We start from the raw sequence: 13,819 nt of genomic DNA on the forward strand, positions 1-13,819 counted from the left end.
GCACGGACGGGCTCGAACCCGCTCGGGGGCGTGCCGGTCCGTCACAGATGCGCGTAGACGTCGTCGAGCGAGATGCCGGAGGCGATCATCATCACCTGCGCGTGGTAGAGCAGCTGGCTGATCTCCTCGGCGGTCCGCTCGCGGCCCTCGTGCTCGGCGGCCATCCACGACTCGGCGGCCTCCTCCACGAGCTTCTTGCCGATCGAGTGCACACCGGCATCGAGCTCGGCGACGGTGCGCGAGCCCTCGGGGCGCGTCGCGGCCTTGTCGGCGAGCTCGGCGAAGAGTTGGTCGAAGGTCTTCATCGCAGGCAGTCTATCGGGGCGTCTCAGGAGACTGTGCGCAGGACGTTCCACGCGGACAGGGCAGCCTCGACGGCCTCACGGCCCTTGTCCTCCTTGCTGCCCTCCAGACCCGCTCGGTCCAGGGCCTGGGCCTCGTCGTCGCAGGTCAGCAGCCCGAAGCCGACCGGGACCCCGCTGTCGAGCGCGACCCGGCTGAGACCGTCGGTCGCGGCCGCCGAGACGTACTCGAAGTGCGGCGTGCCACCACGGATGATGACGCCCAGCGCGATCACCGCGTCGAAGCCCCGTCGGGCGTACGCCTGGCACAGGATCGGCAGCTCGAACGAGCCCGGGGCCCGCACCAGGGTCACGTCGCTGACGTGCGCCTCGGCGAGGGCCGCCTGCGCGCCCGCGATCAGGCCGTCCATGACCTGGGTGTGCCAGCTCGACGCCACGATCGCGACGCGCGCGCCGGTGCCGTCGGCCGCGAGCGCGGGCGCCCCGTGTCCTGCCATCAGATGTTCTCCAGTCCGGGAAGGTCGTGGCCCATGCGCTCGGCCTTGGTCTGCAGGTAGCGGAGGCTGTCCTCCGTCGGGGCGATCACGAGCGGAAGCCGCTCGCTGACCTTGACGCCGTACGCCTCGAGGGCCGTCGTCTTGTCGGGGTTGTTGGTCAGCAGGCGGACCGACGTGACACCGAGGTCACGCAGGATCTGCGCCCCCGCGGCGTAGTCGCGCTCGTCCTCGCCGAAGCCGAGCTCGAGGTTGGCATCGACCGTGTCGCTGCCCGCGTCCTGCAGGGCGTACGCCTGCAGCTTGTGCAGCAGGCCGATGCCCCGCCCCTCGTGCCCCCGCAGGTAGACCACTACGCCGGCGCCCGCGGCGGTGATCTCGGTCATCGAGAGCTCGAGCTGGGGGCCGCAGTCGCAGCGCCGCGAGCCGAACACGTCGCCCGTGAGGCACTCGGAGTGGATGCGCACGAGCACGTCCTCGGTGCCCGGGTCGCCGAACACCAGCGCGACGTGCTCGGAGCCCTCGATGCGGTCGCGGTAGCCGTGGGCCGTGAACTCGCCGAACTCGGTGGGCAGGCGCGTCGTCGCGAGCCGGTCGACCTGCGACTCGTGCAGACGCCGGTAGACCTGCAGGTCCTCGATCGACACCAGCGCGATGCCGTGCTCGTCGGCGAACTCGCGCAGCTCGGGCGCGCGCATGAGCGTGCCGTCGTCGTTGAGCACCTCGCCGATGACGCCGGCCGGGGTGAGTCCCGCGAGGCGGGCGAAGTCAACGGCGGCCTCGGTGTGGCCCGCGCGCTCGAGCACGCCTCCCGGCTTCGCGCGCAGCGGGATGATGTGGCCGGGCTGATTGAGCTCGAACGGCTCGGTCGCGGAGTCCGCGAGGACCCGGCACGTGCGCGCGCGGTCCGCGGCGGAGATGCCGGTGGTGATGCCGTCGCGGGCGTCGATCGAGACCGTGTACGCGGTGCGCATCTTCTCGCGGTTGTGCGGCGTCATGAGCGGGATCGCGAGCCGGTCCAGGATCTCCCCGGTGATCGGCGCGCAGACCAGTCCGCTGGAGTAGCGCACCAGGAACGCCATGAGCTCGGGCGTGGCCTTGCTCGCGGCGAAGATGATGTCGCCCTCGTTCTCGCGGTTCTCGTCGTCGACGACGACGATGGCCTTGCCCTGGCGGAAGTCCTCGACCGCGCGCTCGATGCTGTCGAGCCTCACCGATTCGTGCTCAGTCATGCGTCGTCCTCTTTCGGGTCGATCCGTTGTGCTGCGAGCAGACGCTCGACGTGCTTGGCGAGGATGTCCACCTCGAGGTTGACCCGGTCCCCCGGGCCCTTGGTGCCGAGCGTCGTGTCGGCGAGCGTGGTCGGGATCAGCGAGACCGAGAACCACGCCCCCTCCCCCGTGGACGCATCGGCGTCCGCGACCTCGACGACGGTCAGCGACGTCCCGTCGACCGTGATGGAGCCCTTGTCGACCAGGTACTTCGCGAGGCCGGACGGCAGGCCGATGCGGACGACCTCCCAGTGCTCGCTGGGCGTGCGGTCGATGATGCGGCCCGTGCCGTCGACGTGCCCCTGCACGATGTGCCCGCCGAGACGGGCCCCGGCACGCATCGCCCGCTCGAGGTTGACCTCGTCGCCGACGCCGAGGTCACCGAGCGAGGTCTTGTCGAGCGACTCCTTCATGACGTCCGCGCCGAACGTGTCGCCGTCCTGGGCCATGACGGTCAGGCAGCAGCCGTTGACCGCGATGGAGTCGCCGTGACCTGCGTCGGAGGTGACGACGGGGCCACGGATCGTGAGGCGTACGGAGTCGCCGAGCTCCTCCACCGCGGTGATGGTGCCCTTCTCCTCCACGAGGCCGGTGAACATCAGTCGAAGTCCTCTCGCTGCATGCGTCCTGGGGTGCCGATGATGCGGATGTCGGGACCGATCATGGTCAGGTCCTCGATGTGGATGGGCCGCAGGTCGGCGAGGGTCGTCGCCTCCCCCTCGAGCGCCGCGCGACCCGAGCCGAGCATCGCGGGCGCCATGTAGCCGATGATGCGGTCGATGACCCCGGCGTTCCAGAAGGCGCCGGCCAGGCGCGGTCCGCCCTCGAGCCACACGTGCCGGATCCCGTTGTCGACGAGCTTGGCCAGCACGACCTCGGGATCGCGGGACTGGATCATGAGCGTCGGGGCGACCCGGTCGAAGACCCGGAAGTAGTTGGGGATCTTGGTCTCGCCGACCACGACGCGCAGCGGCTGCTGGTCGTACGGCAGCGGCATGTCCTTGGCGTCACGGACCGTCAGGCGGGGATCGTCGGCCAGGACGGCACCCGTGCCCGCGACGATCGCGTCGGCACCGGCGCGGAACGTCTGCACGTCGCGGCGCGCCTCCTCGCTGGTGATCCACTTGCTGGTGCCGTCGGGGGCCGCGCTCAGGCCGTCGAGCGTCGCGGCGTACTTCCAGGTCACGAACGGGCGCCCCGACGTCACCGCGAAGGTCCACTCGACGTTGAGGTCGGTCGCCTCCTCCGCCATCACGCCCGGCTCGACCTCGATGCCGGCGGCGCGCAGGGTCGAGGCCCCGCCCGACGCGGTGCGGTCTGGGTCGATCTGCGCGAAGACGACACGAGCGACCCCGGCCTCGATCAGCGCCTGGGCGCACGGGCCGGTGCGGCCGGTGTGGTTGCACGGCTCAAGAGTCACGACCGCGGTCGCGCCGCGGGCGGCGTCACCTGCCTGCGTCAGCGCGTCGACCTCGGCGTGCGGCGTGCCCGCACCGTGGTGGGCGCCGACCGCGATCTCGGTGCCGTCCGGTGCCAGGAGCACACATCCCACGCGCGGGTTGGGCAGCGTACGGGCCGTCGAACGAGCCGCGTCCAGCGCGCGTCGCATCGCGGCGACCTCGACCTCTGATGCCATGTGCGTCCTCCGGGTGGTGGTCCTGGCTCACGCATCCCGGGGTGGGGCGACCGAATCGCCTGCAGGCCTCGGCGCACCGCACCGCGACCCACGCGCTCCTTCCATCCGGACTTTCACCGTCGGTGCCGGAATTCCACCGGCTCAACCGGGCCCCCTGTGAAAGCGGGACCGCGGGTCGCGGACTGTCACCGCCGGTTCGGACTCTCACCGACCCCGGAGCACGCGAGCTACTGCTCGTGAGGACATCCTATCGGGTGGGCCGCATCAGTGGACGTGACGTCCGCCGACGTCCCGCAGCTGCCTGACCATGTCCTCGGGATCGTCCGCGCCGAAGACCGCGGAACCGGCCACGAACACGTCAGCGCCGGCCTCGGCGCAGCGCTCGATCGTCTCCAGCGAGACCCCTCCGTCGACCTGCAGCCAGATGTCGCCGCCGTGCTTGTCGATCATCTGCCGGGCCCGGCGGATCTTCGGCAGGCACAGGTCGAGGAACTTCTGACCGCCGAAACCGGGCTCGACCGTCATGATCAGCACCATGTCGAGCTCGGGCAGCATGTCCTCGTAGGGCTCGATGGGCGTCGCAGGCTTGAGCGCCATCGACGCGCGGGCGCCCTTGGCCCGGATCTCGCGGGCGAGCCTGACCGGGGCCGCGGCTGCCTCGACGTGGAACGTGATGCTGCCCGCGCCCGCCTCGACGTACGCGGGTGCCCACCGGTCCGGGTCGGCGATCATCAGGTGCGCGTCGATGGGCTGCGCCGCGACCTTGGCGAGGGCCTCGATGACGGGCGCGCCGAGTGTCAGGTTGGGGACGAAGTGGTTGTCCATGACGTCCATGTGCAGCCAGTCGGCGCCGCTGATGCGCGCCGCCTCGGCCTCGAGGTTGGCGAAGTCGGCCGAGAGCATGCTCGGCGTGATCTGGATGCCCATGCCGTCAGCGTAGTGGGGGCGTGCGGCGCGCCTCAGGACGCGTCGGGGGCCCGCAGGATGCCAGCGATGATGATGTCGAGCATCGGGCGCGTCGCCGCCTCGTCCAGGCCGGCCTGGTCGGCGGCGCCCACGACCCCGCTCACGAGTCGGGTGACCTCCCGGGACTCGACGCCGTCACGCAGGGCGCCCCGTGCCGCGATGTGCTGGAGGACCTGGTCGTTCGCACCCACGAGCACCTGGCACTTGCGGTGGATCGGCGAGGCCACGTCGTCCATCGCGGACACCACCTTGGCGGCGGCTCCCCGGTAGATCCCGACGTTGGCCACGACGCGGTCGAACCACTCGACGAGCGCCTCCCGCGGCTCGAGCCCGGACGCGATCACGGCGTCGGCGTCGGCTGCGACCCGCTCGGCCCAGTCGCGCATGACCGCGGCGATGAGGTCGTCCCGCGTCGGGAAGTGCCGGTAGAGCGTGCCCGGTCCCACTCCTGCGCGCCGGGCGATGTCGTCGAGCGACGCCTGGGCGCCGTTCTCGCGGAACGCGGCCTGAGCGGCCTCGACGAGCTTGTCGTGGTTGCGCTGGGCGTCGGCGCGCATCGCCCGTGACGGGCGATCCTCGGCCTGAGCGTCCACGGCGTCGATCTCAGCTCCTCCGCACGATCGCGCAGAACATCGCATCGGTGCCGTCGATGTGCGGCCACCACTGCTGCGTGGACTCCACGACGACATCGGAGCGTCCACGGGTCACGGCCTCGACGACGCCCGTCGTCTCGCGCAGGTGTGGCGAGCACGTCGCGTAGGCCACCACGCCGCCGGGACGGACCAGCTCGAGCGAGCGCCTGAGCAGGGCCTCCTGCAGCGGCACGAGATCGTCCAGGTCCTCGGGCTTGCGGCGCCAGCGCGACTCAGGACGGCGGCGCAGCGCGCCGAGGCCCGTGCACGGGGCGTCGACCAGCACCCGGTCGAACGAGCCGGGCTCCCAAGGCCCTTCGCGGCCGTCGAAGACCGTCACCTCGACGTTGTCGAGCCGGCGCACGCCGTGACGCACCAGCTCCGCGCGGTGCTCCTGCATCTCGTTGGCCACGAGAGAGGCGCCGCGACCCGCCGCGAGGGCGCCGAGCAGAGCGGCCTTGCCGCCGGGGCCCGCGCAGAGGTCGAGCCACCGCTCGTCCGATCCCTCGACGACGGCATCGGCCAGGGCGATCGCGACCAGCTGGGATCCCTCGTCCTGCACGCCCGCACGGCCGTCGCGCACCTCGGCGATCGCGCCGGGGTCGCCGCCCTCGTCCAGGATGCGCGCGTACGGCGAGAGCCTGCCCGGGGTGCCGGGGAGCTGGTCAGGAGAGCTGAGGCCCGGCCGCGCGACGAGCGTGACGCGGGGCGGCACGTTGTCGGCCGCGAGCAGCTTGTCGATCTGCGCGGCGTGCCCCCCGAGCGCCTCCCGCAGGGCCTTGACGATCCACAGCGGGTGGGAGGCGCTGATCGCGCGTGCCTCGTCGGCGCCGAGGCCGGCGGTCACGAGGCCGATCCAGCCGTCGAGATCCTTCTGGCCGATCTTGCGCAGCAGTGCGTTGGTGAACGCGACCGGCTTGTGGCCGATCTCGCGGCGCACGACGTCGACAGTCTCCGAGACCGCGGCGTGCGCGGGCACCCGCATGTTGAGCAGCTGGTGCGCGCCGAGCCGCAGGGCGTCGAGCACCGGCGGGTCGATCGAGCGGACGCCCTTGCTCGCGACCCGGTCGATGATCGCGTCGTACGTGCCCTGGCGGCGCAGCGTCCCGTGCACGAGCTCGGTCGCGAAGGCCGCGTCGCGTCCCTCGATGTGGTGCTCGTCGAGCATCGCGGGCAGGACCAGGTTGACGTAGGCGTCCTGCTCGGAGACTGCGCGCAGCGCGTGGAAGGCGACGGACCGGACGGGATCGCTCATGAGAACCTCGGCTCGGTGTCGAAGCTCGTGCCGCGCGCCCAGTCGGCGGCCGGCATCCGCTTCTTGCCGACGGCCTGGACCTCTCCGAGCACGACGTCGGTCGTCGTCGTGCCGACGCGGACCTCGCGCTTTCCTACGCCGATCCGGCCGGGCTCGAGCGTCCGGTCCTCGGTGATGCGGGCCGGGCCGATCTTGACCCGGTCGTCACCGAGGACGGTCCAGGCGCCCGGCGCGGGCGTGCAGCCACGGATGTGGCGGTCGATCGCGAAGGCCGGCCGGTTCCAGTCGATGCGGCCCTCCTCCGTCGTGAGCTTGGGCGCGTAGGACACGTTGTCCTCGGGCTGCGGCACCGCGGCGATGTCGCCGTCCTCGATGTGGTCGACCACGTCGACCAGGAGCTTGCTGCCCCAGTCGGCGAGGCGGGCCAGGAGCTCGGCCGAGGTGTCGTCGTCGCGGATGGTCTCGGTGATCGTGCCCAGCACGGGGCCGGCGTCGAGCTCCTCGACCAGGCTGAAGACCGTCGCGCCGGTGACCTCGTCACCGGCCATGATCGCGCGCTGGACGGGCGCGGCGCCACGCCACGCGGGGAGCACGGAGAAGTGCAGGTTGATCCAGCCGAAGCGCGGGATGTCGAGCGCCTCGCGGCGGATCAGGGCGCCGTACGCGACGATCGGCACGCAGTCCGGCGCGATCTCCCTCAGGCGGTCCATGAAGTCCGGGTCCGACGGCTTCGCAGGCTTCAGCACCTCGATGCCGTGACGCTCGGCGGCCTGCGCGACCGGCGACGGGGTCAGCGTGCGACCACGACCCGCGGGCGCGTCGGGACGGGTGATCACCGCGACGACGTCGTGGCGGCTCGCGACGAGCGCCTCGAGGGACGGGATCGCCGTCTCGGGTGTTCCGGCAAAGACGACTCTCACGCCCTTGAGTCTAGGGCGTCGGCCGTGGTCGTCCCGGGCCGGTCAGAACGTCGGCGGATCGACCTGGATACGGGGCAGTGGCAGCTTGGCGGCGCTGCGCTCGGCGGCGTACGCCTTGAGGGCCGTGGCCAGCGCGGCGCCCTCACGACGCGGCGAGCGCAGGATGAGCCGCTCGCCCGCGTCGGGTGAGCGGACGTCGACCGGCACCGGACCCAGGACCTCGGTGTGCGGCGTCCAGGTGCGCGCCGCGAGCTCGGTCAGGACGTCGTCGGCCGCGTCGACCGCGACGAGGCGGGCGGTCGGCGGCAGGTGCGTCTCGGCCCGTGCGGCGAGCTCACGCGCCGCGAACCCCGTCGGATCGGCCCGCACGAGCGCTTGCAGCTGTGCGGGATCGCCGACGGCGACCGCCCGGGCACCCGGGCCGGCCAGGGCCAGCGCATTGAACCAGCGGCGGTGCGACTCCTCCTCGACCCGCACGTCGTCGCGCGCGAGCATCAGCCAGGTGTCCATCAGCACGACGAGGTCGTAGCCGCCGGCGACGTGCGGCTCGGCCCCCGGCGTGGAGAGCACGATGACCCGGCCGGCCGGCACCTCGTCGAGCACCGTGGCGCCGCCCGACGTGACGACCTCGACGCCGGGGAACGCCCGGGCGTACTCCTCGGCCGTGCGCAGCGCACCCACCACGGGCGAGCGCAGCCGGGTGCCGTGGCAGTGCGGGCACTGCCAGCGCGGGTGCTCGTGGGCACACCAGCGGCACACGACGCTCGCGCGCGCGGACGGCTGCACGAGCGGGCCTTGGCACGCCTCGCACCGCGCGGGCTCGCGACACTGCTGGCAGGCCAGCGACTCGCGGTAGCCGCGTCGCGGCACCTGGATGAGGACCGGGCCGGACGTCCGCCGGATCGCCGTGAACACCTCGTGCGGCAGCCGCACCGGCGCGGAGCCTGCGGTCACGCCGTCGGTCACGAGCAGCTGCGGCCAGGCCGAGCGGCGGGTCGCGCGATCCGCGACGATCTCGGTGCACCAGCCGCTCTCGACCAGCGACTGACCCTCGGCCGTGCGCGCGTGGCCGCCGACCAGCAGTCCGGCGCCGGTGGACGAGGCCCGCAGCAGCATGACCTCGCGGGTGTGCGGATAGGGCGCCCGGGGCTCGGCGTAGAGGTCGTCCCCGTCGTCCCACAGCGCCAGCAGGCCGAGATCGGCGACCGGCGCGAAGGCGGCGGCGCGGGTGCCGAGCACCACGCGGACATCGCCGCGGGCGGCCGCGAGGAAGGACCGGTAGCGGGCAGCCGGCTTCTGGGCGGCGGTCAGGACGACGTGCTGTCCTTCGCCGAGCACCGCGGCGAAGACCGCGTCCCAGCGCGCGACGTCACGGGCGTCAGGGACGCACACGATCGCACCGCGGCCCGAGGCCAAGGTCGCCGCGACGGCCTGGGCCACGCTCGTGGCCGGATCGTTGCCGGGCACTGCGGACCACCAGGCACGAGGGCTGGCGCCTTCACGCAACGAGGCGATGAGCTCGCGCCCGCCGACGTAGTCGGTCCAGGCCTCGTCGGTGGTCGACGTGGGAGCGGGCACCGGGGTGGGGCGGACCGCGGCCTCGGCGCGGGCGTGCCGCGGCGGGATCGCGAGCCGCAGGACGTCACCGAGCGTGCCGGCGTAGCGGTCGGCCACGAGTCGCGCGAGTGCCGCGACCGCGGGCGTCAGGACGACCTCGGGCGAGACGACCTTGGCCACGAAGGCCAGCCGTCCCTCGTGCGCCGTCGCCTCGACCCGCTCCAGGACGTAGCCGTCGACGAGCCGGCCGGCGAAGCGCACCTTGACCCGGCACCCCGCGACGGTCCGCTCGTCGAGCTCCGCGGGCACTGCGTAGTCGAAGGGCCGGTCCAGGTGCACGAGTCCTGAGTCGACGATCACCCGCGCGATCGGCAGCCGGGTCGCCCGCTCCATGACCGGCGCGGCGGGCGTGGCCCGACGGCGAGCCGCCGGGGACGGGACGAGCGCGAGCTGGTCCTCGTCACCCTGCTGATCACTCACGGTGCTGTTCTACCAGTCGCCACCCACACCGCGTCCGGACGCACGAGAGCCCCCGCCATGGCAGGGGCTCCCGTGGTGAGGCGGGGTGCGTCAGGCGCCGGCAGCAGCACGCAGGGCGTCGGCGCGGCTGGTGTCCTCCCACGGCAGACCCGGACGGCCGAAGTGGCCGTACGCGGCGGTCTCCGCGTAGATCGGACGCAGCAGGTCGAGATCGCGGACGATCGCCCCGGGGCGCAGGTCGAAGACCTCGAGGACGGCCTCGCGGATCTTGTCGACCGGGACGGTCTCGGTGCCGTAGGTGTCGACGTAGAAGCCGACCGGGTGGGCAACGCCGATCGCGTACGCGACCTGGACCTCGGCCTTGGTCGCGAGACCCGAGGCCACGATCGTCTTGGCGACCCAGCGCATCGCGTACGCGCCGGAGCGGTCCACCTTGCTCGGGTCCTTGCCCGAGAACGCGCCGCCGCCGTGGCGGGCGTAGCCGCCGTAGGTGTCGACGATGATCTTGCGGCCGGTCAGGCCCGCGTCGCCCATGGGTCCGCCGATGACGAACTTGCCCGTGGGGTTGATGTGCAGGCGGTAGTCCGAGGAGTCGATGTCGTACTGACCGAGGACCGCGTCGATGACGTGCTTCTTGAGGTCGACCGCGAGCTGGTTCTCCAGGTCGACGCCCTCCTCGTGCTGCGTCGACACGACGATGGCCTCGACCCGGACCGGCTTGTCGTTGTCGTCGTACTCGATGGTGACCTGGGTCTTGCCGTCAGGACGCAGGTAGGGCAGCGTGCCGTCCTTGCGGACCGACGTGAGCTGCTCGGCCAGACGGTGCGCGATCGTGATCGGCAGCGGCATGAGCTCGGGGGTCTCGTCGACCGCGAAGCCGAACATCAGGCCCTGGTCGCCGGCGCCCTGGAGATCGAGCGGGTCGACCGAGGACCCGACCCGGGCCTCCTCGGCCTTGTCGACGCCCTGGGCGATGTCGGGGCTCTGCGCGTCGAGGGTGACCTGCACCGCGCAGGACTCGCCGTCGAAGCCCTTGGTGGAGGAGTCGTAGCCGATCTCGAGGACCCGGTCGCGCGCGATGCGGGCGATGTCGACGTAGGCCTGCGTCGTGACCTCGCCACCGACCAGCACCAGGCCGGTGGTCACGAACGTCTCGGCCGCGACACGGCTCTTGGGATCCTCGGCCAGCAGCGCGTCGAGGATGCTGTCGCTGATCTGGTCGGCGATCTTGTCCGGGTGTCCTTCGGTGACGGACTCGGACGTGAACAAGCGGCTCACATTGTCTCCTGGGTTGATGGCTGTAGGGAAGTGTAACGAGCGGAGTGCCCGGCGGGCCCGTTCAGTCCAAGCGATGGACGACGGCGTCCCAGATCTGGTGCGCCAGGGCGGACTTGGGCCCGTGGGCGAACTCGGTCACCGAGCCGTCGGCCCCGAGCAGCACCGCCTCGTTGTCGTCCTGGCCGAACACCTTGCCGGCGCTGACGTCGTTGACGACGAGCAGGTCGCAGCCCTTGCGGGCGAGCTTGGCCCGGGCGTGCTCGATCACGCTCGCGGTCGCATCGCCGGTCTCGGCGGCGAACCCCACGATCACCGGGCGCTTGCTGGTGCGCGCGGCGACCAGCTCGACCAGGATGTCGGGGTTCTCGACCAGGTGGATCTGCGGAGCGACGCCGTCAGGCGCCTTCTTGATCTTCGCGTCGACGAACTCGGCCGGCCGGAAGTCGGCCGGCGCGGCGGCCATGACGACCGCGTCGGCGTCGGAGGCCGCCAGGTGCATCTGGTCGCGGAGCTCCTGGGTGCTGACGACGTCCACGACGTGGGCGCCCGCCGGACGCGGCAGGGTCACGTTGGCGGCCACGACCGTGACCCGTGCGCCGCGGGCGATCGCGGCCTCCGCGAGGGCGAAGCCCTGACGTCCGGACGAGCGGTTGCCCAGATAGCGCACCGGGTCGAGGAACTCCCGGGTGCCGCCGGCGGACACCACGACGTGCCGGCCGGCCAGGTCCTGGCCACGTGCGGCCATGACGTTGAGCGCCGCGGCGTAGATCTCGGCCGGGGCCGGGAGTCGTCCCTTGCCGGTGTCGGCTCCCGTGAGCCGGCCGACGGCAGGCTCGAGCACGACGTGCCCGCGGTCCCGCAGGGTCGCGACATTGGCCTGCGTCGCGGCGTTCTCCCACATCTCGGTGTGCATCGCGGGAGCGAACATCACCGGGCACCGAGCGGTCAGCAAGGTGTTGGTGAGCAGGTCGTCGGCGAGGCCGTGGGCGGCCTTCGCGAGCGTGTTGGCGGTCGCGGGGGCCACCAGCACGAGATCAGCCGACTGGCCGATGCGCACGTGCGGCACCTCGTCGACGTTCTCGAACACGCCGACCTGGACGGGGTTGCCGCTCAGGGCCTCCCACGTGGCAGCGCCCACGAAGTGCAACGACGACTCGGTCGGCACCACGCGGACGCTGTGACCGGACTCGGTGAAGAGTCGCAGCAGCTCGGCCGCCTTGTAGGAGGCGATGCCACCGGAGACTCCGAGGACGATCGATGCCATGGGCGGCCCCGCGAGGGGGATCAGGCCTTCTCTGCCGCTGCGGCTTCGGCCTCGGGGTCGATGTCCTCGACCGTCAGCAGCCCGTCGTTGATCTCGCGCAGCGCGATCGAGAGCGGCTTCTCCTGGACGCCCGTCTCGAGGAGCGGTCCGACGTACTCGAGCAGGCCCTCACCGAGCTGCGAGTAGTACGCGTTGATCTGACGAGCGCGCTTGGCGCTGTAGAGGACGAGCTTGTACTTGCTGTCCGCCTTCTCGAGCAGGTCGTCGAGGGGCGGGTTGGTGATGCCGATGGCAACCGAACGTGTCGTGGACACAGAGCCTCACAGAAAGATCTAGGAACGTACCCGACTCGTGCCGGATCTGAACAAGTCTACCAATTCTTCGCAAGCAGTCTCGACATCGGTGTTGACGATCGTCACGTCGAACTCCGACTCGGCCGCGAGCTCGGTCCGCGCGGTCTCCAACCGTCTGGCCCGCTCCTCGGGACCCTCGGTGCCGCGACCCACCAGACGACGCTCGAGCTCCTCGAAGCTGGGCGGCTTGAGGAAGCACATCAGTGCGTCGGGCATGCGCTCGCGCACCTGCCGGGCACCCTGCAGATCGATCTCCAGCAGCGCCGGGACGCCGGCGGCCAGGTGCTCCTCGACGGGCGCGCGCGGCGTGCCGTAGCGGGCTGCGCTGTGCACGACGGCCCATTCCAGCAGGCCGTCCTCGGCGATGAGCCGGTCGAACTCCTCGTCGGTGACGAAGTGATAGTGCACGCCGTCGACCTCGCCGGGCCGGGCACGTCGCGTGGTGGCGGACACCGAGATCCAGATCTCGGGGTGCGTACGACGGACGGCGGCGGCGACCGTGCCCTTGCCGACCGCGGTGGGTCCGGCGAGCACGACGAGACGTGAGCGGGCGGGGCTGGTGGACTCAGGGCCGGTGGACTCAGGCACGACCGGCACGTTCCGCCCGGTCGCCGAACTCCGCGAGGAGGGACGACACCTGGTTGGCACCGAGACCGCGCAGCCGACGGCTGTGCGCGATGCCGATGCGCTGCATGATCTCCTGCGCGCGTACCTTGCCCACGCCCGGCATGGCCTGCAGCAGGTCGACCACCTTGAGCTTGGCGATGACCTCGTTGGCCCGCGCCTCCTGGATCACCTCACCGAGGCTCGCGGTCGAGCTCTTGAGCCGGCTCTTGACCTCGGCCCGCAGCTGTCGGGCGACGGCTGCCTTCTCGAGGGCCGCCGCACGCTGCTCTGGGGTCAGCTCGGGGAGTGCCACTTCGTCACCTTCCTTGAACCGGGTATGTGGTCATCACAGCTCGACGCTGCACTCGGACTTCACGTTGGCCTCGACGCGCTTGCCGTGCTTGGCCACCGTCTTGTTGAACTGGTCGTACGCATTGTTGAGGCTCTCGCTCTGCTCGACCGGCAGCTCCGCGACCGACGAGACCGAGACGTCCTCCAGCTTCAGTCCTACCGCCTTCTGGGCGTCCAGGACACCGCTCAGCGCAGTGGTCAGCGCGGTCCAGTCCTTCTTGGCCTCCGCAGGGGCCAGTGCGGCGAGCGACCGGGTGGTGCGGCGGTACTTCGCGAAGTCGTCGTTGGTGCGCTTCTTGGCGAACGTCTCGAGCGTGGACTGGTCCTTCTTGACCGCCGCGCAGTAGTCGCTGTCGCCGCCGCACGCGGACAGGGTCGTGGCGGCGACGACCGTCGCGACCAGCAGGGCTGCTGTCTTGCGCATCGAAGAGCTCCTCGGGCGATCGGCCATGAG

At 71.7% G+C, this 13,819-nt stretch carries 16 protein-coding genes and 1 riboswitch; all 16 genes read right to left on the bottom strand.

The features are described 5' to 3' along the window. Positions 1-41: 41 nt before the first annotated feature. Positions 42-305 carry a phosphoribosyl-ATP diphosphatase gene (locus GEV26_RS10050; RefSeq protein WP_153652939.1) on the bottom strand — a complete coding sequence of 88 codons (264 nt, stop codon included), beginning with the start codon at positions 303-305 and terminating at the stop codon, positions 42-44. 23 nt (positions 306-328) lie between these two features. Further along, positions 329-799 carry a 6,7-dimethyl-8-ribityllumazine synthase gene (gene ribH, locus GEV26_RS10055; RefSeq protein ID WP_153652940.1) on the bottom strand — a complete coding sequence of 157 codons (471 nt, stop codon included), beginning with the start codon at positions 797-799 and terminating at the stop codon, positions 329-331. Next, positions 799-2,028 (bottom strand): bifunctional 3,4-dihydroxy-2-butanone-4-phosphate synthase/GTP cyclohydrolase II, encoded by a 1,230-nt coding sequence (locus tag GEV26_RS10060; protein WP_153652941.1) that lies wholly within the window; start codon positions 2,026-2,028, stop codon positions 799-801. The genes ribH and GEV26_RS10060 overlap by 1 nt, the downstream gene beginning before the upstream one ends. Then, entirely contained in the window at positions 2,025-2,666 is a 642-nt protein-coding gene (locus GEV26_RS10065; RefSeq protein ID WP_153652942.1) for a riboflavin synthase, read from the bottom strand. Before GEV26_RS10065 ends, GEV26_RS10060 begins: the two co-directional genes overlap by 4 nt. Next, positions 2,666-3,703 carry a bifunctional diaminohydroxyphosphoribosylaminopyrimidine deaminase/5-amino-6-(5-phosphoribosylamino)uracil reductase RibD gene (gene ribD, locus GEV26_RS10070; protein WP_153652943.1) on the bottom strand — a complete coding sequence of 346 codons (1,038 nt, stop codon included), beginning with the start codon at positions 3,701-3,703 and terminating at the stop codon, positions 2,666-2,668. The genes GEV26_RS10065 and ribD overlap by 1 nt, the downstream gene beginning before the upstream one ends. Positions 3,704-3,792: 89 nt before the next feature. Next, a riboswitch (FMN riboswitch) is annotated at positions 3,793-3,928 on the bottom strand. Between the two features lie 39 nt (positions 3,929-3,967). Continuing rightward, positions 3,968-4,630, bottom strand: coding sequence for a ribulose-phosphate 3-epimerase (rpe, locus tag GEV26_RS10075; RefSeq protein WP_153652944.1), 663 nt, complete (start codon positions 4,628-4,630; stop codon positions 3,968-3,970). A 32-nt stretch (positions 4,631-4,662) separates the two neighbouring features. Then, on the bottom strand, positions 4,663-5,262 hold the full coding sequence (locus GEV26_RS10080) for a TetR/AcrR family transcriptional regulator (RefSeq protein ID WP_243838694.1): 600 nt from the start codon (positions 5,260-5,262) through the stop codon (positions 4,663-4,665). 10 nt (positions 5,263-5,272) lie between these two features. Continuing rightward, the gene (locus GEV26_RS10085) at positions 5,273-6,556 is read right to left on the bottom strand and encodes an RsmB/NOP family class I SAM-dependent RNA methyltransferase (protein WP_153652945.1); all 1,284 of its coding nucleotides are present in this window, start codon (positions 6,554-6,556) and stop codon (positions 5,273-5,275) included. Further along, on the bottom strand, positions 6,553-7,476 hold the full coding sequence (fmt, locus tag GEV26_RS10090; protein WP_153652946.1) for a methionyl-tRNA formyltransferase: 924 nt from the start codon (positions 7,474-7,476) through the stop codon (positions 6,553-6,555). The genes GEV26_RS10085 and fmt overlap by 4 nt, the downstream gene beginning before the upstream one ends. 42 nt (positions 7,477-7,518) lie before the next feature. Next, positions 7,519-9,513 (bottom strand): primosomal protein N', encoded by a 1,995-nt coding sequence (locus GEV26_RS10095; RefSeq protein WP_243838695.1) that lies wholly within the window; start codon positions 9,511-9,513, stop codon positions 7,519-7,521. Positions 9,514-9,603: 90 nt separating this feature from the next. After that, positions 9,604-10,791 carry a methionine adenosyltransferase gene (gene metK, locus GEV26_RS10100; RefSeq protein WP_153652947.1) on the bottom strand — a complete coding sequence of 396 codons (1,188 nt, stop codon included), beginning with the start codon at positions 10,789-10,791 and terminating at the stop codon, positions 9,604-9,606. A 61-nt stretch (positions 10,792-10,852) separates the two neighbouring features. Beyond that, positions 10,853-12,055, bottom strand: coding sequence for a bifunctional phosphopantothenoylcysteine decarboxylase/phosphopantothenate--cysteine ligase CoaBC (gene coaBC / locus GEV26_RS10105; protein ID WP_153652948.1), 1,203 nt, complete (start codon positions 12,053-12,055; stop codon positions 10,853-10,855). A 20-nt stretch (positions 12,056-12,075) separates the two neighbouring features. Next, positions 12,076-12,369, bottom strand: a complete 294-nt coding sequence (gene rpoZ, locus GEV26_RS10110) for a DNA-directed RNA polymerase subunit omega (RefSeq protein ID WP_153652949.1) — start codon at positions 12,367-12,369, stop codon at positions 12,076-12,078. Between the two features lie 18 nt (positions 12,370-12,387). Then, a complete protein-coding gene (gene gmk / locus GEV26_RS10115) occupies positions 12,388-12,996 on the bottom strand; it encodes a guanylate kinase (protein ID WP_153652950.1) in 609 nt (202 codons plus the stop codon). Beyond that, on the bottom strand, positions 12,989-13,327 hold the full coding sequence (gene mihF, locus GEV26_RS10120; protein ID WP_153652951.1) for an integration host factor, actinobacterial type: 339 nt from the start codon (positions 13,325-13,327) through the stop codon (positions 12,989-12,991). The genes gmk and mihF overlap by 8 nt, the downstream gene beginning before the upstream one ends. A 33-nt stretch (positions 13,328-13,360) precedes the next feature. Further along, a complete protein-coding gene (locus tag GEV26_RS10125) occupies positions 13,361-13,789 on the bottom strand; it encodes a hypothetical protein (protein ID WP_153652952.1) in 429 nt (142 codons plus the stop codon). Positions 13,790-13,819 lie beyond the last annotated feature (30 nt).

Origin of the sequence: Aeromicrobium yanjiei, assembly GCF_009649075.1 — a bacterium.
GTDB classification, from domain to species: domain Bacteria; phylum Actinomycetota; class Actinomycetes; order Propionibacteriales; family Nocardioidaceae; genus Aeromicrobium; species Aeromicrobium yanjiei.

What these genes read in the sequence shown, in the direction of transcription:
- ribD (WP_153652943.1), bottom strand. Translation starts at nt 3,703, where the DNA reads ATGGCATCAGAGGTCGAGGTCGCCGCGATGCGACGCGCGCTGGACGCG.
- GEV26_RS10060 (WP_153652941.1), bottom strand. Translation starts at nt 2,028, where the DNA reads ATGACTGAGCACGAATCGGTGAGGCTCGACAGCATCGAGCGCGCGGTC.
- GEV26_RS10050 (WP_153652939.1), bottom strand. Translation starts at nt 305, where the DNA reads ATGAAGACCTTCGACCAACTCTTCGCCGAGCTCGCCGACAAGGCCGCG.
- GEV26_RS10085 (WP_153652945.1), bottom strand. Translation starts at nt 6,556, where the DNA reads ATGAGCGATCCCGTCCGGTCCGTCGCCTTCCACGCGCTGCGCGCAGTC.
- GEV26_RS10065 (WP_153652942.1), bottom strand. Translation starts at nt 2,666, where the DNA reads ATGTTCACCGGCCTCGTGGAGGAGAAGGGCACCATCACCGCGGTGGAG.
- rpe (WP_153652944.1), bottom strand. Translation starts at nt 4,630, where the DNA reads ATGGGCATCCAGATCACGCCGAGCATGCTCTCGGCCGACTTCGCCAAC.
- GEV26_RS10125 (WP_153652952.1), bottom strand. Translation starts at nt 13,789, where the DNA reads ATGCGCAAGACAGCAGCCCTGCTGGTCGCGACGGTCGTCGCCGCCACG.
- ribH (WP_153652940.1), bottom strand. Translation starts at nt 799, where the DNA reads ATGGCAGGACACGGGGCGCCCGCGCTCGCGGCCGACGGCACCGGCGCG.
- coaBC (WP_153652948.1), bottom strand. Translation starts at nt 12,055, where the DNA reads ATGGCATCGATCGTCCTCGGAGTCTCCGGTGGCATCGCCTCCTACAAG.